Annotated in this window: 20 protein-coding genes; 10 read left to right on the forward strand and 10 right to left on the reverse strand. The window is 70.7% G+C overall.

Annotation, left to right across the window (positions count from 1 at the left end; translation table 11 throughout):
- Positions 1-63: 63 nt before the first annotated feature.
- The 3 genes from ACFCVM_RS16935 to ACFCVM_RS16945 form a co-directional block, all read right to left on the reverse strand.
- On the reverse strand, positions 64-1,428 hold the full coding sequence (locus tag ACFCVM_RS16935) for an NAD-dependent succinate-semialdehyde dehydrogenase (RefSeq protein ID WP_375837859.1): 1,365 nt from the start codon (positions 1,426-1,428) through the stop codon (positions 64-66).
- 95 nt (positions 1,429-1,523) lie between these two features.
- Complete coding sequence (locus tag ACFCVM_RS16940) at positions 1,524-2,279, reverse strand: hypothetical protein (protein ID WP_375837861.1); 756 nt, start codon at positions 2,277-2,279, stop codon at positions 1,524-1,526.
- The gene (locus ACFCVM_RS16945; RefSeq protein ID WP_375837863.1) at positions 2,260-3,030 is read right to left on the reverse strand and encodes a FadR/GntR family transcriptional regulator; all 771 of its coding nucleotides are present in this window, start codon (positions 3,028-3,030) and stop codon (positions 2,260-2,262) included. The genes ACFCVM_RS16940 and ACFCVM_RS16945 overlap by 20 nt, the downstream gene beginning before the upstream one ends.
- Before the next feature lie 186 nt (positions 3,031-3,216).
- On the opposite strand from ACFCVM_RS16945, the gene ACFCVM_RS16950 reads away from it, so the two are divergent.
- From ACFCVM_RS16950 to ACFCVM_RS16960, 3 genes are read left to right on the forward strand one after another with little or no spacing between them, the layout of a single operon-like run.
- Entirely contained in the window at positions 3,217-4,413 is a 1,197-nt protein-coding gene (locus ACFCVM_RS16950; protein WP_375837865.1) for a CaiB/BaiF CoA transferase family protein, read from the forward strand.
- Positions 4,410-5,606, forward strand: coding sequence for an acyl-CoA dehydrogenase family protein (locus tag ACFCVM_RS16955; RefSeq protein ID WP_375837867.1), 1,197 nt, complete (start codon positions 4,410-4,412; stop codon positions 5,604-5,606). The genes ACFCVM_RS16950 and ACFCVM_RS16955 overlap by 4 nt, the downstream gene beginning before the upstream one ends.
- 57 nt (positions 5,607-5,663) lie before the next feature.
- Positions 5,664-7,196, forward strand: coding sequence for an aldehyde dehydrogenase family protein (locus ACFCVM_RS16960; protein ID WP_375837869.1), 1,533 nt, complete (start codon positions 5,664-5,666; stop codon positions 7,194-7,196).
- Positions 7,197-7,252: 56 nt separating this feature from the next.
- Here the strand turns inward: ACFCVM_RS16960 and ACFCVM_RS16965 are convergent, their stop codons facing one another.
- Complete coding sequence (locus tag ACFCVM_RS16965) at positions 7,253-7,579, reverse strand: hypothetical protein (protein ID WP_375837871.1); 327 nt, start codon at positions 7,577-7,579, stop codon at positions 7,253-7,255.
- A 286-nt stretch (positions 7,580-7,865) separates the two neighbouring features.
- Between ACFCVM_RS16965 and ACFCVM_RS16970 the strand changes: the two genes are divergently transcribed.
- From ACFCVM_RS16970 to ACFCVM_RS16985, 4 genes are read left to right on the forward strand one after another with little or no spacing between them, the layout of a single operon-like run.
- On the forward strand, positions 7,866-8,684 hold the full coding sequence (locus tag ACFCVM_RS16970; protein ID WP_375837873.1) for an amino acid ABC transporter substrate-binding protein: 819 nt from the start codon (positions 7,866-7,868) through the stop codon (positions 8,682-8,684).
- A gap of 33 nt (positions 8,685-8,717) precedes the next feature.
- Positions 8,718-9,380: an amino acid ABC transporter permease gene (locus tag ACFCVM_RS16975; protein WP_375837875.1), complete on the forward strand. Its 663-nt coding sequence runs from the start codon at positions 8,718-8,720 to the stop codon at positions 9,378-9,380.
- Complete coding sequence (locus ACFCVM_RS16980; RefSeq protein ID WP_375837877.1) at positions 9,367-10,167, forward strand: amino acid ABC transporter ATP-binding protein; 801 nt, start codon at positions 9,367-9,369, stop codon at positions 10,165-10,167. The genes ACFCVM_RS16975 and ACFCVM_RS16980 overlap by 14 nt, the downstream gene beginning before the upstream one ends.
- Positions 10,168-10,225: 58 nt before the next feature.
- Entirely contained in the window at positions 10,226-10,984 is a 759-nt protein-coding gene (locus tag ACFCVM_RS16985; RefSeq protein WP_375837879.1) for a Pr6Pr family membrane protein, read from the forward strand.
- Here ACFCVM_RS16985 and ACFCVM_RS16990 read toward each other — a convergent pair.
- From ACFCVM_RS16990 to ACFCVM_RS17000, 3 genes are all read right to left on the reverse strand, one after another.
- On the reverse strand, positions 10,881-12,386 hold the full coding sequence (locus ACFCVM_RS16990) for an FAD-dependent oxidoreductase (RefSeq protein WP_375837881.1): 1,506 nt from the start codon (positions 12,384-12,386) through the stop codon (positions 10,881-10,883). The two genes, ACFCVM_RS16985 and ACFCVM_RS16990, sit on opposite strands and share 104 nt — an antisense overlap.
- Before the next feature lie 138 nt (positions 12,387-12,524).
- A complete protein-coding gene (locus ACFCVM_RS16995; protein WP_375837882.1) occupies positions 12,525-13,937 on the reverse strand; it encodes an aspartate aminotransferase family protein in 1,413 nt (470 codons plus the stop codon).
- Between the two features lie 30 nt (positions 13,938-13,967).
- Positions 13,968-15,533: a CoA-acylating methylmalonate-semialdehyde dehydrogenase gene (locus ACFCVM_RS17000; RefSeq protein ID WP_375837884.1), complete on the reverse strand. Its 1,566-nt coding sequence runs from the start codon at positions 15,531-15,533 to the stop codon at positions 13,968-13,970.
- Between the two features lie 113 nt (positions 15,534-15,646).
- Here ACFCVM_RS17000 and ACFCVM_RS17005 point away from each other — a divergent pair, with 113 nt between their 5' ends.
- The 3 genes from ACFCVM_RS17005 (at position 15,647) to ACFCVM_RS17015 (ending at position 18,618) form a co-directional block, all read left to right on the forward strand.
- Positions 15,647-17,314 (forward strand): PucR family transcriptional regulator, encoded by a 1,668-nt coding sequence (locus ACFCVM_RS17005; protein WP_375837886.1) that lies wholly within the window; start codon positions 15,647-15,649, stop codon positions 17,312-17,314.
- A 120-nt stretch (positions 17,315-17,434) separates the two neighbouring features.
- Positions 17,435-17,896 (forward strand): VOC family protein, encoded by a 462-nt coding sequence (locus ACFCVM_RS17010; protein WP_375837887.1) that lies wholly within the window; start codon positions 17,435-17,437, stop codon positions 17,894-17,896.
- 11 nt (positions 17,897-17,907) lie between these two features.
- Positions 17,908-18,618, forward strand: a complete 711-nt coding sequence (locus ACFCVM_RS17015; protein WP_375837888.1) for a winged helix-turn-helix transcriptional regulator — start codon at positions 17,908-17,910, stop codon at positions 18,616-18,618.
- Positions 18,619-18,707: 89 nt separating this feature from the next.
- Here ACFCVM_RS17015 and ACFCVM_RS17020 read toward each other — a convergent pair whose 3' ends face one another.
- Genes ACFCVM_RS17020 through ACFCVM_RS17030 form a run of 3 tightly spaced genes read right to left on the reverse strand, consistent with a single transcriptional unit; the run spans position 18,708 to position 21,928 of the window.
- Positions 18,708-20,084, reverse strand: coding sequence for an NAD-dependent succinate-semialdehyde dehydrogenase (locus tag ACFCVM_RS17020; RefSeq protein ID WP_375837889.1), 1,377 nt, complete (start codon positions 20,082-20,084; stop codon positions 18,708-18,710).
- A 24-nt stretch (positions 20,085-20,108) separates the two neighbouring features.
- The gene (locus tag ACFCVM_RS17025) at positions 20,109-20,483 is read right to left on the reverse strand and encodes a cupin domain-containing protein (RefSeq protein WP_375837891.1); all 375 of its coding nucleotides are present in this window, start codon (positions 20,481-20,483) and stop codon (positions 20,109-20,111) included.
- Positions 20,480-21,928, reverse strand: a complete 1,449-nt coding sequence (locus tag ACFCVM_RS17030) for an NAD(P)/FAD-dependent oxidoreductase (protein WP_375837892.1) — start codon at positions 21,926-21,928, stop codon at positions 20,480-20,482. The genes ACFCVM_RS17025 and ACFCVM_RS17030 overlap by 4 nt, the downstream gene beginning before the upstream one ends.
- Positions 21,929-22,015 lie beyond the last annotated feature (87 nt).

The following is a 22,015-nucleotide window of genomic DNA, read 5'->3' on the forward strand; positions in this document are numbered from 1 at the left end:
ACGACGGATGCCCCGAGGCGAGGCCCCGGGGCATCCGATCGCGAGTTCTCGCGCTCGTGTCGATCAGCCGATGCGGATCATCTTCTTGTTGACGAACTCGTCGGCGCCGAAGCGGCCGAGCTCGCGGCCGGAGCCGGAGCGCTTGACGCCGCCGAAGGGCAGCTCGGCGCCGTCGGCGCCGACGACGTTCACGAAGACCATGCCGGCCTCGATCTTGTCGGCGACGCGGAGCGCCTGCTCGGAGTCGGTCGTGAAGACGTACGAGCCGAGGCCGAACGGGGTGTTGTTCGCGAGGTCGACCGCGGCGTCTTCGTCGGCGACCTTGAAGACCTGCGCGACCGGGCCGAAGAACTCCTCGTGGAAGGCGTCGGAGCCGGGCTGCACGTCGGTGAGGATCGTCGCCGAGTAGTAGTTGCCGTCGCGCTTGCCGCCGTGGTGGAGCGTGGCGCCCTGTGCGACGGCGCGCTCGACCTGCTCGGCGAGGCCGTCGGCGGCCTTGGCCGACGAGAGCGGGCCGAGTGCGGTGCCGGTCTGGGCCGGGTCGCCCTCGACGACCTCGCTCATCGCGGCGGTGAACTTCTCGAGGAAGGGCTCGTAGAGGTCCTCGACGACGATGAAGCGCTTGGCCGCGTTGCAGGCCTGGCCGTTGTTGTCGACGCGGGCGAAGACGGCGGCGCCGACCGCGGCGTCGAGGTCGTCGGTCGAGAGCAGGATGAACGGGTCGGAGCCGCCGAGCTCGAGCACGACCTTCTTCAGGTGGCGGCCGGCGATCTCGGCGATGGCGGCGCCGGCACGCTCGGAGCCCGTGAGCGAGACGCCCTGCACACGCGGGTCGGCGATGACGGTCTCGATCTGGGCGTGCGAGGCGTAGATGTTGACGTAGGCGCCCTCGGGGAATCCGGCGTCGAGGAAGATCCGCTCCATCGCGGCGGCGGACTCGGGGCACTGCTCGGCGTGCTTGAGCAGGATCGTGTTGCCGATGATGAGGTTCGGGCCGGCGAAGCGCGCGACCTGGTAGTACGGGAAGTTCCACGGCATGATGCCGAGCAGCGGACCGAGCGACGAGCGGCGGATGAGCGCCGACCCCTCACCCGCGAGCAGGTCGATCTGCTCGTCGGCGAGCAGCGATTCGGCGTTGTCGGCGTAGTACTCGTAGATCGCGGCGGCGAACTCGGCCTCGCCGACGGCCTGCTCGATGGGCTTGCCCATCTCGCGGACGATGATCTCGCCGAGCTCCTGTGCGCGCTCGGCGTGCAGCTCGCCCACGCGGCGGATGAGGGCGGCGCGCTCGGCGACCGTGGTGTTCCTCGACCAGTTGCGGTGCGTCTCGCTCGCCTTGGCGATGGCCGCCTGCAGCGCCTCGTCGGTGATCGTCTCGTAGGACTCGACCGTCTCGCCGGTGGCGGGATTGATCACGGCATAGCTCATGGGGTTCTCCTTCTCGGGTGCAGACACTGCACACGCGCCAGAGTTCGTCTGCCGCCGTGCATACGCTCGACTTCAAAGATATATCAGCGGATGATTCAGTTCGACCCGGATGACGCCGGCGCGACGAGCACCCTGAGCGGCGTGCCCGGACACGGCTCGCCGGGACCGCCGGGGTCGGTGAGCTGGCCGACCTGCAGCATCGGCTCGGTGGAGAGCACGACGCGGCCCTCGTCGTTCACGAGCGCGAGCGGTGTCGGCACCTCGAGGAAGGCGGCGAGCAGCTCGTGCTCCAGCCGGCGCACCGAGACGTCGGCGCCGATGACGCCGACCATGCGCGTGCCGCTCGATTCGGCGCCGCCGGCGGGGCCGGCCGCCGCGTGCACGGGCATCGTCATCGTCAGGATGTAGTCGCACGTGCAGAGGTGGTCGACGTAGGGGCCGGTGACATGCGCGTGCCGGGTCGTGGCCGGGATGCGGTACCACTCGAGTGCGCGGAAGTCGCGGAGGTACTCGGTGTACCCGCGGGTCGTCAGGTCGAGCCGGGTCGGCTCGGTCGTCGAGCCGAGCACGGGGTTCGCATCGAGCGGCCCGAGCCACCACGCGAAGTGCACGTCGCGCCCGCGCACGATCTCGCCGTCGGCGATGAACCCGGCGCCGACGAGCAGCGGGTCGGACTCGGTGAGTCGGGGGAGCACGAGTTCGGCGACGACCGAGTCGAGCGCCGCGGGGCGCACCTCGGGCGCACCGTCGATGAGCTGCTCGACCGGGGCGCGCCAGGCGGCGAGCTGATCGAAGACGCTCGCGAACACCGTGCCGACCGAGGCGGCGACGTCATGCGCTGACCGGCTCATCGAGCGCACCTCCCCGCTCGATCCTGGCCTTGGCTGCGAGGAGCGGCACCGAGAGGCCGCGCACGAGGTCGCCTGCGGACGCGCGGGCCTCCGCCGGGCGGTGGGCTGCGACGGCGCCGACGATGCGGCGGTCGAGCGCCGCGGCATCCGCTCGCTGCGCTTCGTCGTCGAGGCCGAGCAGCAGGAGCGGGCCGAACTCGGCCTGCAGCCGGATCTGCTCGCGCACGAGGCGCGCCGACTGACTGAGCACGGCGACCTCGAGGAAGAAGCCGCCCTGATTCGTGCGAGCGGATGCCGCGGTGCCGAAGTCGGCGGCGGTGAGCCACGCCGCGAGTCGCGCGGCGTCGCCGGCGGACGCCCGCTCGGCTGCGCGTTCGGCGACCCCGGCGAGGATCGCGCCGAAGTAGACCGCCATGTCGCTGAGCTCGACCTGGGCGAGTCCGCGCAGGCGCGCCGTGATGAGCGAACGGTGGTCGGCGTCGTCGGCGACGACGAAGCTGCCGCCCTCGCGGCCGCGTCGGGTCTCGACGAGCCCGGCCTCGCGGAGGATGCCGAGGCCCTCGCGCACGGTGATGAGTGCGACGCCGAAGCGGCGGGCGAGTTCGGGCTCGCTCGGCAGGCGCTCGCCGGCGCCGAGCACTCCGAGCACGATGCCGTCGGTGAGGCGCTGGGCGACCTGCTCGGCACGGCCCGTGTCGGCGAGCTGGGCGAACACGGCTTCGCGCGCGCCCGGTCCCACCCTCGACTCCATGCGTTCAGGCTAGTCGAGCGACTCGCCCGGAATCTCACCACCACTTGTCAGGAGGAGCTGGGACGATCCTCGAACGGGCGCCGAGGCCCGCGGTGACGGAGCGCAGGCGCGGCGAATCGTCCAGAAAAGAAGCGATATAGGATGATTGGGCGACCGCGGGGTCGCCGACATGCGAAGGCGGATGGGATGCACGAGCGACGGGCCGATGACGAGCCGATCGACGGAGCGTTCCCCATGGTGCTCGCGGGCGTGCGCGTCGCCGACTTCTCGCGAGTGCTCGCCGGCCCCTACGCCACGATGATGCTCGCCGACTTCGGCGCCGACGTCGTGAAGATCGAGTCCCCGGCCGGCGACGACACCCGGCACTGGCGCCCGCCCGTCGATGCGAGCGGGCAGGCGAGCTACTTCGGAAGCGTCAATCGCAACAAGCGCTCGATCGCCCTCGACCTGACCGACCCCGCGGGGCTCGCCGAGGCGCGCCGGCTCGCGGCCTCGGCCGATGTCGTCATCGAGAACTTCCGTCCGGGCGTCATGGACCGCTTCGGGCTCTCCTACGACGAGGTGCGGGCGGCGAATCCCGGCGTCGTCTACTGCTCGATCACGGGGTTCGGCGCCGGGGATGGTGCGGCGCTCGCCGGGTACGACCTGCTCGTGCAGGCGGTCGGCGGGCTCATGTCGATCACGGGCGCCGCCGACGGCGAGCCCGCGAAGGCCGGCGTCGCGCTCGTCGACGTGCTCACCGGGCAGAACGCCGTCGCCGGGATCCTGCTCGCGCTCCGCGAGCGTGACCGCACGGGCCTCGGCCAGCGCGTCGAGGTGAACCTCCTGCAGGGGTTGCTCTCGGCGCTCACGAACCAGGCCGCGTCGACGCTCGCCACCGGCACCCCGCCGCGGCGCCTCGGCAACGCGCACCCGAGCATCGCGCCCTACGCCGTGTTCCACGCGGCCGACCGCGAGCTCGTGATCGCCGTCGGCAACGACAAGCAGTTCCGGGCGCTCGTCGCGGTGCTCGGGGTTCCGGCGCTCGCCGATGATAGGCGGTTCGCGAGCAACGTCGATCGCGTCGCGCACCGCAGCGAGCTCACGGCGGCGATCGAGGAGCGGCTCGCCGCGGCATCCGCCGCGCACTGGGTCGAGGCGCTCAGCTCGGCCGGCGTGCCGGCCGGCCTCGTGAACGACGTCGCCGAGGCGATCGCGTTCGGCGAGGCGCTCGGCCTCGAACCCGTCGCCGAGATCGACGCCGGCGCATTCACGAGCCGCACGGTCGCGAACCCGATCGGCCTCTCGGCGAGCCCGGCCGTGTACCGCACTCCGCCGCCGACGCTCGGCGAGCACGCCGGCGCCGACTGGCACCAGACCCCCGCGAAAGGACCGCACCGATGACCACCGCCCCCACGATCGACGCCGTGTTCGACCTCGACGCCCTGCTCAGCCCCGAGGAGCGCGAGTGGCAGCTGAAGGCCCGCGCCTTCGCGCAGGACCGGCTGCTGCCGGTCATCGAGGAGGACTTCGAGGCCAAGCACTTCCGCCGCGAGTTCGTGAAGGAGCTCGGCGACCTGGGCTTCCTCGGCATGCACCTGCAGGGCTACGGATGCGCCGGCGCCGGCGCCGTCTCGTACGGCCTCGTGTGCCTCGAGCTCGAGGCCGCCGACAGCGGCTGGCGCACCTTCGTCTCGGTGCAGGGCTCGCTCGCCATGAGCGCGATCCACAAGTACGGATCCGAGGAGCAGAAGCAGCAGTGGCTGCCGGGCATGGCTGCCGGTGACCTCATCGGATGCTTCGCCCTCACCGAGCCGCAGGGCGGCTCCGACCCCGCGGGCATGATGACGACCGCACGCCGCGACGGCGACGGCTGGGTCCTCGACGGCGCGAAGCGCTGGATCGGCCTCGCCTCGCTCGCGGACGTCGCCGTCGTCTGGGCGAAGGTCGACGACCCGTCGTTCGCGGGCGGCGAGGGCGGCCGTGCGGTGCGCGGATTCCTCGTGCCGACGTCGACGCCGGGCTTCACGGCGACGCCGATCGACGGCAAGCTCTCGATGCGCGCGTCGGTGCAGTGCGACATCGAACTCGACGGCGTGCGGGTCGGCGCCGACGCGATCCTGCCCGGCGCGAAGGGCCTCTCCGGCCCGTTCGGGTGCCTGAACGAGGCGCGCTACGGCATCGTGTGGGGCGCGATGGGCGCTGCCCGCTCGTGCCTCGAGGCAGCCATCGAGCGCTCGACCTCGCGCGAGGTCTTCGGCAAGCCGATCGGCGCGAACCAGCTCATCCAGGCGAAGCTCGCCGACATGTTCCTCGAGGTCGAGAAGGGTATCCTCCTCGCCCTGCACCTCGGGCGGCTGAAGGAGCGCGGCGCACTCACGCCCGCGCAGATCTCGGTCGGCAAGCTCAACAGCGTGCGCGAGGCGCTCGCGATCGCGCACGAGGCACGGGCGATCCTCGCCGGCGACGGCATCACGAACGCGTGGCCGGTCATGCGGCACGCCGCGAACCTCGAGTCGGTGCGCACCTACGAGGGCACCGACGAGATCCACCAACTGATCCTGGGGCGCGAGCTCACGGGGCTGAACGCGTTCTGAGCCCGGCTCTCGAAAGCGAGGGCAGCTCTGCTGAAGACACACGATCTGGAGGACGACATGGGTCAGACGAACCGCATCGCGGATGCCGCGGGCATCGCGCCGCGCGACGAGCAGCGTCGCGATGACGACGACGCGATCGTCACGGACCCCGGGGCGGAGGTCGACGTCGCGGTGCGGCTCGCCGCGGCATCCGGCTTCGAGCGTTCGTCGCGCGCCGACCGGGCCCGGTGGCTCGTCGCGCTCGCCGAGGCGCTCGAAGCGCACCGCGACGAACTCGTCGCCCTCGCCGCCGACGAGACGCACCTGACCCCGGCGCGCCTCACCGGCGAGGTCACGCGCACCGCGACGCAGCTGCGCTTCTTCGCCGGAGTCGCCCTCGAGGGGTCGTACGTCGAGGCGACGCTCGACTCGCCCGACGGGGCACTCACGCCGCCGCGGCCCGACCTGCGGCGCATGCTGCGCCCGATCGGGGTCGTCGCGGTCTTCGCCGCCTCGAACTTCCCGTTCGCGTTCTCGGTGCTCGGCAACGACACGGCGTCGGCGCTCGCCGCAGGCTGCCCGGTCGTCGTGAAGGCGCATCCGGGGCACCCGCGGCTGTCGCGTCGGGTAGTCGAGCTCGGTCGGGAGGCGCTCGTCGGCGCCGGAGCCCCGCCGGCGGCGCTCGCCCTCGTCGACGGCTTCGAGGCGGGCACCGCACTCGTGCGGCATCTGCTGGCCTCCGCCGTGGGGTTCACCGGCTCGACCCGGGGCGGCCGCGCGCTCTTCGACCTCGCCTCGGCGCGGCCCGCGCCGATCCCGTTCTACGGCGAGCTCGGCTCGATCAACCCGGTCGTCGTGACGCGTGCGGCGGCCGCAGCGGAGATCGCGGTCATCGCCGCCGGGCTCGCGGGCTCCTTCACGCGCGATGGCGGCCAGTACTGCACGAAGCCCGGCCTCGTCTTCGTGCCCGAGGGATCGGGCTTCGAGGCAGCGCTCGTCGCCGCGCTCGCGGATGCGCCCTCGCAGGCGCTGCTCACCGGCGGCATCGCGAGCGCGTTCGACTCGGGTTCGGCGGCGCTCGCCGCGCGCGACGATGTCGAGCTCGTCTTCGCCGCGGACCGGGCGACGACGGACGTCTCTGCGCCCGTCGTCGTCGCAACATCGATCGATGCGTTCGCCGCAGCCCACGAGGTGTTCCTCGAGGAGTGCTTCGGGCCGCTCACGGTGCTCGTGCGGTACGCCGACGACGACGCGCTCGCGGCTGCGCTCTCAGTGCTCGAAGGTTCGCTCACCGGCACGATCCACCATGCGCCCGGCGAAGACGTGGTCGCGCTCACTGCCGCGCTCGGCCGGGTCGCCGGCCGTATCGTCTACAACGGCTGGCCGACGGGCGTCGCGATCGCGTGGGCGCAGCACCACGGCGGGGGGTGGCCCGCGACGACCGCGTCGGTGCACACCTCGGTCGGGGCCACCGCGATCCGCCGCTGGCTGACGCCCATCGCCTATCAGGATGCCCCGGCCGCAGTGCTGCCGCCCGAGCTCGCCGACGGCAACCCGCTCGGCGTACCGCGCCGCGAAGACGGCGTGCTCGTGGCGGGCACGACCGGGTAGCACCGAAGGGACGACGGAGGGGACGGCCGGGATCGGCCGCCCCTCCGTCGTTGGACTCAGTTGATGCCGGGAATGACGAGCCAGCGGTTCACGAGCACCAGCCAGAGCGCGACGAACACGATCGCGGCGATCGTGACCCCGAGGCCGGTGCGACCTCGGACGATGAGCGCGACGACGAGCACCACGAGTGTCGCGATGCCGAGCACGAGCGATCCGAACGGGATTCCGGGCAGGAAGAGCGAGAGCACGAACAGCGCGGCGACGACGATCTCGATGATGCCGACGACGGAGCTGCCGCGCCCGCGGAGGCGTCGGATCCCGTCCACGAGGGCGAGCGCGCCGCCGACGAGGGCGATGATGAGGAGCCATGACAGTGTGATCACGGGTGAAGGTTCCTTCCGGTTGGTGTGGGGGGCACCGCGGCGACGAAGGGGACTCCATCGCCGCGGCCAGCGTAGCCACCCGCGATCCCGCGGCGGAAGGGCTTGCACGAGAGGTCCCCGACGCGGTATGCCCCGAGCGGAATGTGATCGGATGCTGCGAATCGAGCGGTTTCGGAAATGAAACGCGGGGTAACGCCGTTTTCCTCACGGGCGAGGCCGTGATGGACTCGACCACGCGGCACGGCACCACGTCGCCGCTCAGCACTCCCCACGAACGGAGCTCCACATGTCTCGCGCACCCCGCGTCCGCACCCTGCTCGGCCTGGCCGCCGCATCCGTCGCCGTCGTCGCCCTCGCCGCCTGCTCGAGCGGGGCGCCTGCGTCGAGCGATGCAGCAGCCGACAACGAGTTCGGCCTCGTGAAGGCAGGAACGCTCACCGTCGCGACCGAGGGCACGTACCGTCCGTTCAGCTTCCACGAAGACGGCTCCGGCGACCTCACGGGATACGACGTCGAGGTGGCCGAGGCGGTCGCCGACAAGCTCGGCCTCGAGATCGAGTTCCAGGAGACCCAGTGGGACGCGATCTTCGCCGGGCTCGATGCGGGGCGCTTCGACGTCATCGCGAACCAGGTCTCGATCAACCCCGAGCGCGAGGAGCAGTACCTCTTCAGCGAGCCGTACACCGTCTCGCCGGGCGTCATCGTCGTGAAGGAGGGCGACACCTCCATCTCGAGCTTCGACGACCTCGCTGGCAAGACGACCGCGCAGTCGCTCACGAGCAACTGGTACACGCTCGCGCAGGAGTCGGGTGCGAACGTCGAGGCCGTCGAGGGCTGGGCGCAGGCCGTCGCGCTGCTCGAGCAGGGCCGGGTCGATGCCACCATCAACGACAAGCTCACCTACCTCGACTACGTGAACACGAACGGCCAGTCGGGCCTCGAGGTCGCAGCCGAGACCGACGACCCCTCGCTCAGTGCGCTGACCTTCACGAAGGACAAGAAGGACCTCGTCGCCGCGATCGACGAGGCCCTCGCCGAGCTCCGTGCCGAGGGCGTCCTCGCCGAACTCGGCGAGAAGTACTTCGGCGCCGACGTCTCCGAGTAGCCTCGTCCTGCAACAGACGAAGGCGGTGAGGCGATGAGCGGCTGGCAGCTGTTCCTCGATTCCTTCTGGCCGATCGTGTGGGGCGGGGTGAGCGGCACCATTCCGCTCGCCCTCGCCTCATTCGTGATCGGCCTCGTGCTCGCCCTCGGCACCGCGCTCATGCGGTTGTCGGCGAACCGGGTGGTCTCGGGAATCGCGAGGTTCTACATCTCGGTGATCCGGGGCACGCCCCTCCTCGTGCAGCTCTTCGTGATCTTCTACGGACTGCCGTCGATCGGGCTCGTCATCGACCCGTGGCCGAGCGCGATCATCGCGTTCTCGCTCAACGTCGGCGGATACGGCGCCGAGGTGATCCGCGCGGCGATCCTCTCCGTGCCGAAGGGCCAGTGGGAGGCCGGATACACGATCGGCATGTCGCACGCCACGACGCTGCGCCGGGTCATCCTGCCGCAGGCCGCTCGCGTCTCGGTGCCGCCGCTGTCGAACACCTTCATCTCCCTCGTGAAGGACACCTCGCTCGCCTCGCTCATCCTCGTGACCGAGCTGTTCCGCGTGTCGCAGGAGATCGCCGCCTTCAGCCAGGAGTTCATGCTGCTGTACCTCGAAGCTGCGCTCATCTACTGGATCTTCTGCCTCGTGCTCTCGAGCGGGCAGGGTGTTCTCGAGAAGAGGTTGGACCGCTATGTCGCCCACTGACCCGCTCGCCCCCGCGACGACGCCCGACGACTCCGTGCTGCTCGCGGCACGGGGCATCCGCAAGTCGTTCGGCGACAACGAGGTGCTGCGCTCGATCGACCTCGAAGTGCGGCGCGGCGAGGTCGTCGTGCTCATCGGCCCGAGCGGCTCGGGCAAGACGACCGTGCTGCGCTCGCTCAACGGGCTCGAGAAGCCCGACGGCGGCACGATCGACTTCGCCGGCGGGCCCGTCATCGACTTCGCGGCGCCCGTGTCGAAGGCCCAGCGCTTCGCGCTCCGCGACCGCTCGGCGATGGTCTTCCAGCAGCACAATCTCTTCCCGCACATGACGGTCATCGAGAACGTCATCGAGGGGCCGGTGCGCGTGCAGCGCGTGCCGAAGGCGCAGGCGGTCGCCGAGGCATCCGCCCTGCTCGACCGGGTGGGGCTCGCCGAGAAGCGCGACGCCTACCCGTTCGAGCTCTCGGGCGGGCAGCAGCAGCGCGTGGGCATCGTGCGCGCGCTCGCGCTGAAGCCGCAGCTGCTGCTCTTCGACGAACCGACGAGCGCGCTCGACCCCGAACTCGTCGGGGAGGTGCTGCAGGTCATCAAGGAGCTGGCCGACGAAGGATGGACCATGGTCGTCGTGACCCACGAACTGAGCTTCGCGCGCCAGGCGGCCGACGAGGTGCTCTTCATGGACGGCGGCGTCGTGGTCGAGCGCGGCGAGCCCGGCACGATCTTCACGAAGCCGTCGCACGAGCGCACCCGGCGGTTCCTCGATCGGATCCTCAGACCCCTCGACTGAACAGGGCCCGCTCTCCCGTTCACCCGTCTCGTCGAGACTGGGCGGCTAGCGTTGAAGCATGGCCCGCTCGCGACGCACCAGCGCTGACGAGGCGCAGCGGGTGCTGCGGGCTCGGCGCTGGCTCGGCGTGTTCCGTCTGCTGATCGCCGCGCTCGAGGTCGTCGCCCTCATCGGGAACTTCCAGTACGTGCTCGGCTTCCGGCTCTTCGCGACCGCGAACTTCTTCAGCTACTTCACCGTGCAATCGGCCTTCGCCGCGGTCGCGACCCTCGCGATCGCGGCGGCGTTCGCCCTGCTCACGCCGCGCGATCCCGAGTGGCTCGGCATCCTCCGCACGATGGTCACGGTCTACGTGCTCGTCTCGGGCATCGTCTTCGCCGTCATCGTCGCCCAGGCGTCGACCCGCGACTACCGCATGGACGTGCCGTGGTCGGACACGGTGCTGCACTTCATCGTGCCCGCGCTCGCCCTCATCGCGTGGACGACCGACGCGATCATGGCGGTGAACCCGCGCGTGCCGTGGTCGACCGTGGGCTGGGTGCTCGTCTTCCCCTCGATCTGGCTCGTCTACACGCTGTTCCGCGGTGCTGATGTCGGGTGGTACCCGTACTTCTTCCTCGACGAGGCGCAGGTCGGCGGACCCGTCGGCGTCGCCCTCTACTGCCTGCTCGTGCTCGTGATCTTCGTCTCGCTGACGGCGGGGCTCGTCGCGATCAATCGGATGCTGTGGCGAAGGGCGCGAGCGCCTCGAGGACCTCGGCCTGGAACGACGGATCGTCGAGCGCCTCGAGCCGAGTCGCCTGCACTGCAGCGATGAGACCGAGGAGGATCGGCTGGCCGCTCGCGAGTCCGACGTCGATCCACGTGGCGACGGGGGAGAGATCGCCGACGACGGTGAGCACGTTCGGGGTGGCGAGCTCGGGTTCGTCGCCGCCCTGGGCCTCGGCCTCGGTCGGGCCCGCGACATCCGCTCGCCAGAACGCCTCCTCGAAGCGCAGCCACACCGTGTCGACCACTCCCATGCCGAGCAGCGAGATCGCCCGCTGGTGCATGAGCGGCAGCGCCGGGCTGAACCGCACGGTGTCGGTCTTCAGCACCCCGAGCGGAATGGTGACGACGGCACGATCGGCGGTGAGCGATTCACCGGAGTCGAGTCGGAGGCTGACCCGGCGTTCGTTGTAGGCGATGCTCGTGACCACGCTCGAGACCGCGATCTCGAGCGGCTCGGCGAGGGAGTCGACGAGGTCGGAGAGCCGCCCGGTCACGAGGTCGCCGAGCTGTTCGAGGCGGTTCGCGTCGTACTGCGCCGCGGAGATCGCCGAGGTGACGGCGCCCGTCGACGGCGCGACCCCGCTGTTGATCGTGTGCGCGAGCCAGTCGGCCGGGCTCACCCCCGTCTCGTCGGGCACCGCGGAGAGCGGCGTGGCGCCCGAGCCGGTCAACGCCGTCGCGAGCGACACGTCGTGGGGCTGGGTCGCCGCCCACTCCTGCGCCGTCGCGATGGCATCGGGTCCCGTCGACGGAATCGGCACGCGGAGCCCGGCCTCCGTCGTCGCCGAGACATCCGCCGTGAACGGCACGGTGTCGACGGATGCCTCGTGCAGCACGTCGATCAACGCGTCGTCATCGCCAGTGAACACGCCGCCGAGTTCGACGGGGGCGTCGAAGCCCGTGGCATCCGCGCTGTGGATGCGCCCGCCCAACCGGTTCCGCGCCTCGAGCACGACCACCTCGAAGCCCGCGTCGACGAGCTCGCGTGCCGCCGTCAACCCGGCGAGGCCCGCTCCGACGACGACCACGCGTTCGCCGGCCTCGCCGAGCCGGGCGATGTCCGCAGCTGCGCGAAGGCCGGAGGCGCGGGCGCCCTCGAGCGTGCCGGGTCGATCGGGGTCGGTCGCCTCGCCTGCGAAGACGAGGCGAGCCTCGACCGGATCGGCGAGAGCCCGGCGGAGCTGCGGGGTGCTGCCGACGGAGTCGAAGCTGAACGCACCGCGCGAGAACGGTTCGGCGCCCCAGCGCGAGCGGCGCATCGCCGTCGGCAGCGGCACTCCGTTCGTCGGCGTGGGCGGCACCGTGGTCGGGGGAGTCGTCGTGGGCGGCAGGCTCGGGCTCGGCTCCGGCCACGTGCAGCTCGCGAGCGCGAGGGTCGCGACGCCCGAGAGCGAGGCGGCGATGAAGGTTCGCCGACCGATGCCGCCGGGCGCCCCCCGTGAGTCCATGGGATCAGGCTAGCCGACGGCCCCGAGCCGCGGCCGTTCGCCCCGCAACGACGAGATGCAGGGGAATCCGGAACACGGGGCTCGAGCCCGGTGTCCGCGGAATCCCCTGCATCGGTCAGGGTGTTCAGCTCGGATGCGTCAGACGACGTGGCCGTCGGCGATCGTCAGCGCCTCGTCGATGATGTCGAGCCCGCGCACGAGCTCCTCTTCGGTGATGACGAGCGGCGGTGCGACGTGCATCCGGTTGAAGTGGATGAACGGCCAGAGGCCCGCCTGCTTGCAGGCGGCGGCGACGGCCGCCATCGGCGCGGCATCCGACCCGCCCGCATTGAATGGGACGAGGGGCTCGTGCGTCGCAGGGTCGCGCACGAGCTCGATCGCCCAGAACAATCCGGCACCGCGGATCTCGCCCACCGACGGGTGCTTCGCCGCGATCTCGCGGAGGCGCGGTTCGACCACGCGCGACCCGAGGTCGCGGACGCGCTCGAGGATGCCCTCGCGCTCGAACACCTCGAACGTCGCGACACCGGCGGCGCACGCGAGCGGGTGTCCCGAGTACGTCAGCCCGCCTGCGAAGGCGACGGTGTCGAAGTGCGAGGCGATCCGCTGCGAGATGACCACGCCGCCGAGCGGCACGTAGCCCGAGTTCACGCCCTTCGCGAAGGTGATGAGGTCGGGCACGACGTCGAACGCGTTCACCGCGAACCACTCGCCGATGCGGCCGAAGCCGACCATGACCTCGTCGGCGATGTAGACGATGCCGTACTTGTCGCACAGGGCGCGAACGCCCTGCAGGTAGCCGGGCGGCGGCACGAGCACGCCGTTGGTGCCGACGATCGTCTCGATGATGATCGCCGCGACGGTCGTGGCGCCCTCGAGCACGATGATCTGCTCGAGGTGGGCGAGCGCGCGCTCGGCCTCCTGCTCGGGAGTCTCGGAGTGGAACGACGAACGGTACGCGTACGGGCCCATGAAGTGCGCGACGCTGCCGTCGCTCGGCTCGTTCGCCCAGCGGCGCGGGTCGCCCGTGAGCGAGATCGCGGTCGCGGTGCCGCCGTGGTAGCTGCGGTACATCGAAAGCACCTTGCGACGACCGGTGACGGCTCGCGCCATGCGCACGGCGTACTCGTTGGCGTCGGCGCCGCCGTTGGTGAAGAACACCTTGTCGAGGTCGCCCGGTGCGACCTCGGCGATGCGACGGGCGAGTTCGCCGCGGACATCGGAGGCCATCGACGGCTGGATGGTCGCGAGGCGACCCGCCTGCTGCTGGATCGCGGCGACGAGGTCGGGGTGCTGGTGGCCGAGGTTCAGGTTCACGAGCTGCGACGAGAAGTCGAGGTACGCGTTGCCCTGGTAATCCCAGAACGTCGAGCCCTCGCCCGCGGCGATCGGCAGCGGGTCGATGAGCGCCTGCGCGCTCCACGAGTGGAACACGTGCGCGCGGTCGTCGGCGCGCACCTGCGCCTCGGCTGCGGCGTCGGGCAAGGGATGCACCGTGCCGAACCGGTCGGTGTGCACGGCTTCGGTCTCGGCGGTGATGGTGTCGGTCATGTCGGATGCCTCTTCAGTGATTGCCGGGACTCAGTGGTTCTGCGGGAAGCCGAGGTTGATGCCGCCGTGCGCGGAGTCGTTCCGCGTGGCAGGGTCGATCCAGCGCGCGGTCACGGCCTTCTCACGCGTGAAGAAGTCGAAGCCGTGGGCGCCGTAGGCCTTCGCATCGCCGAACAGCGACTGCTTCCATCCGCCGAACGAGTGGTAGGCGACCGGCACGGGGATCGGCACGTTGATGCCGATCATGCCGACCTGCACCTCGTTCTGGAAGCGGCGTGCTGCGCCGCCGTCGTTGGTGAAGATCGCGGTGCCGTTGCCGAACTGGCCCGAGTTGATCAGGTCGAGGCCCTCGTCGTAGCTCGCCACGCGAACGATCGAGAGCACCGGGCCGAAGATCTCCTCGGTGTAGGCGCGGGAGGTCGTGGGCACGTTGTCGATCAGGGTCGGACCGAAGAAGAAGCCGTCTTCGTGGCCGTCGACGGTGAACCCGCGACCGTCGACCACGATCGTCGCCCCGTCGTTCTCGGCGATGTCGACGTACGAGGCCACCTTGTCGCGGTGCACGTCGGTGATGAGCGGACCCATGTCGGGCTCGACGCCGTCGATGCCCGCGCCGTTGCCGATCTTCAGCCTCGCGATGCGCTCGGTGATCTTCGTGATGAGGTCGTCGGCGACCGGCTCGACGGCCAGCACGACCGAGATCGCCATGCAGCGCTCGCCCGCGGCGCCGTAGCCGGCGTTCACGGCCTGGTCGGCCACGAGGTCGAGGTCGGCGTCGGGAAGCACGAGCATGTGGTTCTTCGCGCCGCCGAGCGCCTGCACGCGCTTGCCGTGCTTCGACGCGGTCTCGTAGATGTACTGGGCGATCGGGGTCGAACCGACGAACGAGATCGACTGCACGACCGGCGAGGTGAGGAGACCGTCGACGGCGAGCTTGTCGCCCTGCAGCACGGTGAACACGCCGTCGGGCAGGCCTGCCTCCTTCCAGAGCTCGGCGAGCCAGATCGCGGCCGACGGGTCCTTCTCGCTCGGCTTCAGGACGACGGCGTTGCCGGCGGCGATCGCGATGGGGAAGAACCACATCGGAACCATGGCCGGGAAGTTGAACGGGCTGATGATGCCGACCACGCCGAGCGGCTGCTTCAGCGAGTAGACGTCGATGCCGGTCGAGACGTTCTCGGAGTAGGCGCCCTTGATCAGGTTCGGGAACCCGGTGGCGAGTTCGACGACCTCCTGGCCGCGCAGGATCTCGCCCATCGCGTCGGAGACGACCTTGCCGTGCTCGGCGGTGATGATGGCCGCGAGCTCGCCCTTGCGGGAGTTCAGCAGCTCGCGGAACGCGAAGAGCACGCCCTGCCGCTTCGCGATCGAGTAGCCGCTCCACACCTCGAACCCGGCCTGCGCCGAGGCGATCGCCGCGTCGATCTCGGCCTGGTCGGCCAGCGCCACGTGGGCCTGCACGACGCCCGTGGCCGGGTTGTAGACCGGGGCCGTGCGGCCCGAGGTCGACGAGCGCAGGGCGCCGTCGACCCAGTGCCCGATCAACGGCACCTCGGGGGTCGATGCGGGCGAGGAAGCGGTCTCGGTGATGCTCATGGGCAGTTCCTTCACGTAGTGCGGCGGTGGAGTCGGTGCCGATCTCGGACAGAATGGCCGACGTCGACTAGGCTTCGTATCCCCAGTGTGTCAGAGGAAGAAAGGCGAATCCGGTGGCAGATCGTCGCGAAGATGAGGCGATTCAGACGAACCGTCCGGTGCTCGAGCCGGCCGACGACGGGCTCCCGACCGTGCGCGAGATCCTCACGATCCCCGCGGTTGCGCAGGGAATCCCCGAGGTGCTCTCGGGCGGCGATGCGCTCGACGCGCACGTGCGCTGGGCGCACGTCTCCGACAGCGCGGGCGTGGCCCGGCTCCTGAACGGCGGCGAGCTGCTGCTCTCGACCGGATCGGGCTGGCCGACCGACCCCGGCGAGCTCGCCGGATTCATCGCCGGCCTCGTCGACGTGGGGGTCGCGGGCCTCGTGCTCGAGCTCGGCGTGCACTACCGATACGTGCCGGCCGTGGTCGAGTCGGCGGCGCGCGAGCGCGGGCTCGCCCTCGTCGCCCTGCACCGCGAGGTGAAGTTCGTCACGTTGACCGAGGCGGTGCACAGCCGCATCATCTCGGTGCAGACGGCGGCCCTTCGGGCCCGCGACGAGGTGCGCGAGCGCTTCACCGCGCTCGCGCTGCGCGGCTCGCCGCCCGACTTCATCGTGCAGCAGCTCGCCCAGACCCTCGGGGCTGCTGTCGTGCTCGAGAACCTCGCCCACGAGGTCGTCGCCGCCGAGGTGCCGCTCGCAGCCGAAGCGGAGCTCTTCACCCGGTGGGAGACCCGGTCGCGGGCGGCGCACCGCCGACACGACGAGCAGCGGCGCCTCGGCGGCGCCGGGGCCGACGAGTGGTTGATCGTGCCGGTCGAGGCGCGGGGCATCCGGTGGGGCCACCTCATCGCACTGCCGGGGCCGTCGCATCCGGCTGGCAGCACGAGCGTGCTCGAGCAGGGGGCGATCGCGCTCGCGCTCGGTCGCCTCGCCGACGGCGCAACCGACGAGTGGGTGCGCATCGGCCGACAGCGCCTCGTCGACGGCCTGCTCGACGGCCGATTCGCCGGCCTGCCCGCGGCTGCGGCGCGCGTCGAGGCCGCGGGCCTTCCGCTCGACGGCGCCCGGCTCTTCGGCGTCGTGGTGACGGGTGGTGCGGTCACGGCGCCGGCAGCGGATGCCGCGGCACGCGAGCTCGGCGGCCGAGCGCTCGCCGGAGCTGCTCCCGAGAGTGCCGCCTCGGCGACCGCGACGATCGTGCTGCTGTCGCTGCCGGCCTCCCGAGCGTTCGACGACGCCGCGGTGCGGGCCTTCGCCGTCGCACTCGCGGCGGGCGACCCGGTGCTGCTCGACCGGCTCGTGCTCGCGGTCGGCTCCGAGGCGAGCGGCCTCGATGCCCTGCTCGGCTCGGTGCAGGAGGCCGTCGACCTGGCTCGCAGCCCGTCATCCCGCTCCGCGCGCGGGCCGGTCGTACGGCGCTCGGACGATCGGCCGCTCATGCGGCTCGTCACCGCGCTCCGCGACGATCATCGCCTGCTCGAGCACGGCGAGCGCATGCTCGAACCGCTCATCGACTACGACCTCTCGCGCAAGGGCGACCTGCTCGACGTGCTCGGCGCGGTGCTCGCGCATCCGGGCAATCGCACGGCCGCGGCAACCGCCTCGCACCTGTCGCGTTCGGTGTTCTACCAGCGGCTCGCCCTCATCGGCGACCTGCTCGGAGTCGACCTCGACGACGGCGAGACCCTGACGGCGTTGCACCTCGCGCTGCTCGTGCGGCGCAGCGTCGTGCGCTGAGCGGCGCGGTCGTGATGCAGTCGTGAATCGTGCTCTACTTGCTATTGACAAGTGCACTTGCAAAGAGCAAGCTAGACGCGAATCATCCGGTACGTCACTGACGATCCCATGGAGGCGATCATGACCGCGACCAGCATTTTCGTGAACCTGCCCACGACCGACCTCGAACGCTCCAAGAGCTTCTACGAGGCGCTCGGGTTCCGCATCAACCCGCTCTTCACCGACGAGAACGCCGCGTGCGTCGTGCTCGACGAGAACATCTACTTCATGGTGCTCACCCGTGAGTACCTCGGCACCTTCACCGACAAGCAGATCATCGACCCGAAGACCCAGGCGCAGACGAGCATCGCGTTCACTCGCGACTCGCGCGACGAGGTCGACGCGGTGCTCGCCACCGGCCTCGCCGCCGGCGGCACCGAGCCGCGCGAAGCGCAGGACTACGGCTTCATGTACTCGCGCGACCTCGAAGACCCCGACGGCAACATCCTCGGGTTCCTCTACATGGACCCGTCGGCCGCCGAGCAGGGACCCGACGCGTACATGGCCGAGCAGGGCTCCGCCGCGCCCTCGGCGACGGCCTGACGCGCGACCGCATGGCGACACGCGGTGCGCGCGGCTTCGGCCAGTACGACGGGGTGGCACGTGCTCTCGAGCGGGTCGGGGACCGATGGGCGCTGCTCATCGTCCGCGACCTGCTCGTCGGTCCGCGTCGCTACGGGGACCTGAAGACGGGGCTGCCGCGCATCCCGACCAACATCCTGAGCGACCGGCTCAAGGAGCTGCAGGAGTCGGGCGTCGTCCGGCGCATCCCCACCGTGCGCGGCGGGTACGAGCTCACCGAACTCGGACGCGGGCTCGAGCCGGTCGTGATCGCACTCGCGCGTTGGGGGTGGTCGATGCTGGGCGAGCCCGCAGAAGGCGAGACCGTCACGCACGACGCGCTCGCCGTGGCCCTCCGCGCCGCATTCCGAGCGGATGCCGCGGCGTCGCTGCCGCCGTCCGAGTACGTGCTGCACGTGGGCGGGGTCTCGGTGTCGGCGATCGTCGTCGGCGGCACGCTCGACGTCGTGCCGGTCGGTCCCGGCGCGCTGCAGCAACCGCGCCGCTCGGTGTTCGAGCCGGTGCCGTCGGCGGTGCTCGAACTGCAGCTCGAACCGGTGGTGCTCCGCGAAGTGCTGGCCGGTGACTCGGAGCGCGCGGCGGTGCTCGCCGGTGACGACGAACTGCTCACGCGATTCGGGCTGACCTTCCGCATCGAGCCGGCAGGGCCGTCGACCGACGCGGCCGCCGCCGCCGCCGCGTAGCGTGCGCGGCCGCTGAACCGCGACCTCGGAGATCTGCGCAACTCCGGAGCAAGCGAGCGAAGGCGACCGAACCGGCGCAGATCCCCGAGCTACTTCGCGACGAAGGAGAGCCGCCGGTTGGCGAACTCGCCGATGCCGACCGGGCCCATCTCGCGCCCGAACCCCGAGCGCTTCACGCCGCCGAACGGCAGCTCGGCGGCCTCGGCCGCGATGGTGTTCACGTGCGTCATGCCGACCTCGAGTCGCGAGGCGACGCGCGCGGCGCGGGCCTCGTCGGTCGAGAACACGGACCCGCCGAGGCCGAGGTCGCAGTCGTTCGCGAGCTCGAGCGCCTCCTCGTCGCTGTGCACCCGGTACACCGTCGCCACCGGGCCGAAGATCTCTTCGCGGTACGACTCCGAGTCGCGGGGCACGCCCGTCAGCACGGCGGGGGAGTAGTACGCACCCGGGCCCTCTGACAGCACGCCGCCGGCCTCGAGCGTGGCGCCTGCGGCGACGGCCTTCTGCACCTGGGCGTTCACGGTCTCTGCGGCGGCGCGAGACGACATCGGCACGTACTGCCCATCGCCGAGGTTCAGCTGGTCACCCGGCTCGAGCCCTTCGGCGAGACGGCGGAGCTCGGCGACGAACTCGTCGTAGATGTCGTCCATCACGATCATCCGCTTGTTCGAGTTGCACACCTGGCCGGCGTTGTAGACGCGGAAGTCCCACGCCGCCTTCGCGACGCTCGCCACGTCGTCGGAGTCGAGCACGACCATCGGGTCGATGCCGCCGAGCTCGAGCACGCACTTCTTCAGGTGCTGTCCGGCCTGCGCGCCGATGATGGCGCCCGCCCGCTCGGAGCCCGTGAGCGAGACGCCCTGGACCCGGGGATCGGCGATCATCGTCGCGATCTGGTCGTGCGAGGCGAACACGTTCTGGTAGCCCCCGACCGGGATGCCGGCCTCCTCCATGATCGCCTGCACCGCCAGCGCGGAGCGCGCGCAGATGTCGGCGTGCTTCAGGATGATCGTGTTGCCGAGCACGAGGTTCGGCGCCGCGAAACGGGCCACCTGGTAGTACGGGAAGTTCCACGGCATGACGCCGAGCAGGGCCCCCACAGGCAGGTGCTCGATGATCGCCTTGCCGGGGATCGTGCTCGGGATCTCCTGGTCGGTGATCAGGCCCGGCCCGTAGACGGCGTAGTAGTCGATGATCGACGCGGCGAACTCGACCTCGTCGGCCGACTCGGCCAGCGACTTGCCCATCTCGAGCGCGATGAGGCCCGCGAGCTCGTCCTTGCGTTCGAGGAACAGCTCGGCCACTCGCTTGACCGCACCCGCACGCTCCTGAACGCTGCGGTCGCGCCAGTCGCGGTACGCGGCGTCGGCGGCCGCGAGGGTCTGCTCGATCTCGCCGTCGGTCGCCACGTCGAACGTCTCGACGATCTCGCCGGTCGCGGGATTCTGTACTCGGTACTTCGCCATTCTGTGATCCTCCTTCGTCGCGCCTCAGCGCGAGATGAATACCTTGCGGAGCGTCTCGCGCACCGTCCAGATCGTCTTCATGCCGGCCTCGAGGCGCACGACGGCACCCGGGGCGAGGATGATGGGGTCGAGGTGGGCGCGCCCGACGGGCGCCGTCTCGAACTCGACGGTCGCGGCACCCGAGAGCACGACGAAGACCTCGTCGACCTCGACGTCGCGCATCGCGCCGGGCGTCATCTCCCACACGCCGATCTCGCCGGCGTCCGATGAGTCGAGCGCGAGGTAGCCGGTGCTGGGCGCCCCGGCGACGACCTGGTCGGCGGGCACGGGTTCGTGCTCGAGCTCGAGTCCCGGGGCATCCGTCAGCGCACCGGCCAGCAGGCGGAGTTCGTCGCTCATGAGTCGAACCCCAGTCCGAGTGCGTCGAGGGTCTTCAGCAGCAGGTTGCGCTTGCCCAGGTTGTGGTCGGCGCGGTTCAGCGACCAGCGCGTCGCATTGATGCCCATCGAGGCGGCGGGCTCGGGAGGGAAGGGCAGAGGGCGCTTCCGCACCATCTCGAGCTGTGTGCGCTCGTTGTCGCGGCCCTCGAGCAGGTCGAGCATGACCTCGGCCGCGAAGCGGGTCGACCCGACGCCGAGACCGGTGAAGCCCGCGGCGTACGCGACGCGGTTGTCGCGAGCCGTGCCGAAGAATGCCGTGAACTGGGTGCTCGTGTCGATCGCGCCCGCCCACTGGTGGCTGAACTGCAGGCCCTCGAGCTGGGGGAAGGTCGTGAAGAAGTGGCTCGCGAGCTTCTGCCAGCTCTCGGGGCGGTTCTCGTACTCCGAGCGCACCTTGCGACCGTAGTTGTAGATCGCGTCGTACCCGCCGAACAGGATGCGGTTGTCCTTGGAGAGGCGGTAGTAGTGGAACTGGTTCGCCATGTCGCCGATGCCCTGGCGGTCCTTCCAGCCGATGTCGGCGAGCTGCTGCTGCGACAGCGGCTCGGTCATGAGCACGTAGTCGTAGACGGGCACCGTCATGAGGCGGTTGCGCTTCAGGAGCGACGGGAAGACGTTCGTCGCGAGCACCGCATGCGCGGCGTCGACGCGGCCGCCTTCGGTGATGACCGAGACGGCACCGGTCGAGCCGGGGGTGTCGATGCGCTTGACGGGGGAGTGCTCGAAGATCTCGACGCCGAGCTCTTCCGCGACGCGGGCGAGCTCGGACGCGAGTCGTGCGGGGTGCACCATCGCGTTCGTGCGCTGCTCCCAGATTGCGGCGAGGTAGGTCGGAGAGGCGACCGAGGCCCGTGCGGCTTCCTGATCGAGGAAGACGACGCCCTCTTCGCCGTGCTTCACGGACTCCGCGTGCCAGTCGCGGAGCCATTCGACCTGGTGCTCCTCGATCGCCGGCGCGAGCATGCCCGTGCGCTCGAAGTGGAAGTCCATGCCGTACTCGGCCTCGGCGGCCCCGATCGCGTCGAGGTTCTCCATGCCGAGGCGGTGCAGTGTCGGCATCTCCTTCGGCCAGCGGGCCTGACCGTTCTCGTCGCCGTGCGTGAGGCTCGCCTCGCAGAAGCCGCCATTGCGACCGGATGCCGCCCAGCCGATGCTCTTCGCCTCGACGAGCACGATGCGCGCGCCCGGGTTGCGACGCTTGGCGAGCACTGCCGACCAGAGGCCCGTGTACCCGCCGCCGACGATGACGAGGTCGGCGACGCGGTCGCCGGCGAGCTTCGGGCGACCGCCCACAGCCCCTTCAGGCAGGTCGTCGAGCCAGAACACCGACCGGGCGGTGTTCTCGAGCGAATGGGCGATGACGGATGCCGGCGGCTGGTGTCGTTCGAAGACGGTGGTGCCCACGGGTATCACTCCGATGCGGTTGTGGTGCATCCATCCTTCCGCGAGGCATGCACGTGCGCCAGTTCGTCGTGTCTCGACATGCGCCCG

This window comes from Agromyces sp. NPDC056389, from assembly GCF_042262385.1.
Taxonomy (GTDB): Bacteria; Actinomycetota; Actinomycetes; order Actinomycetales; family Microbacteriaceae; genus Agromyces.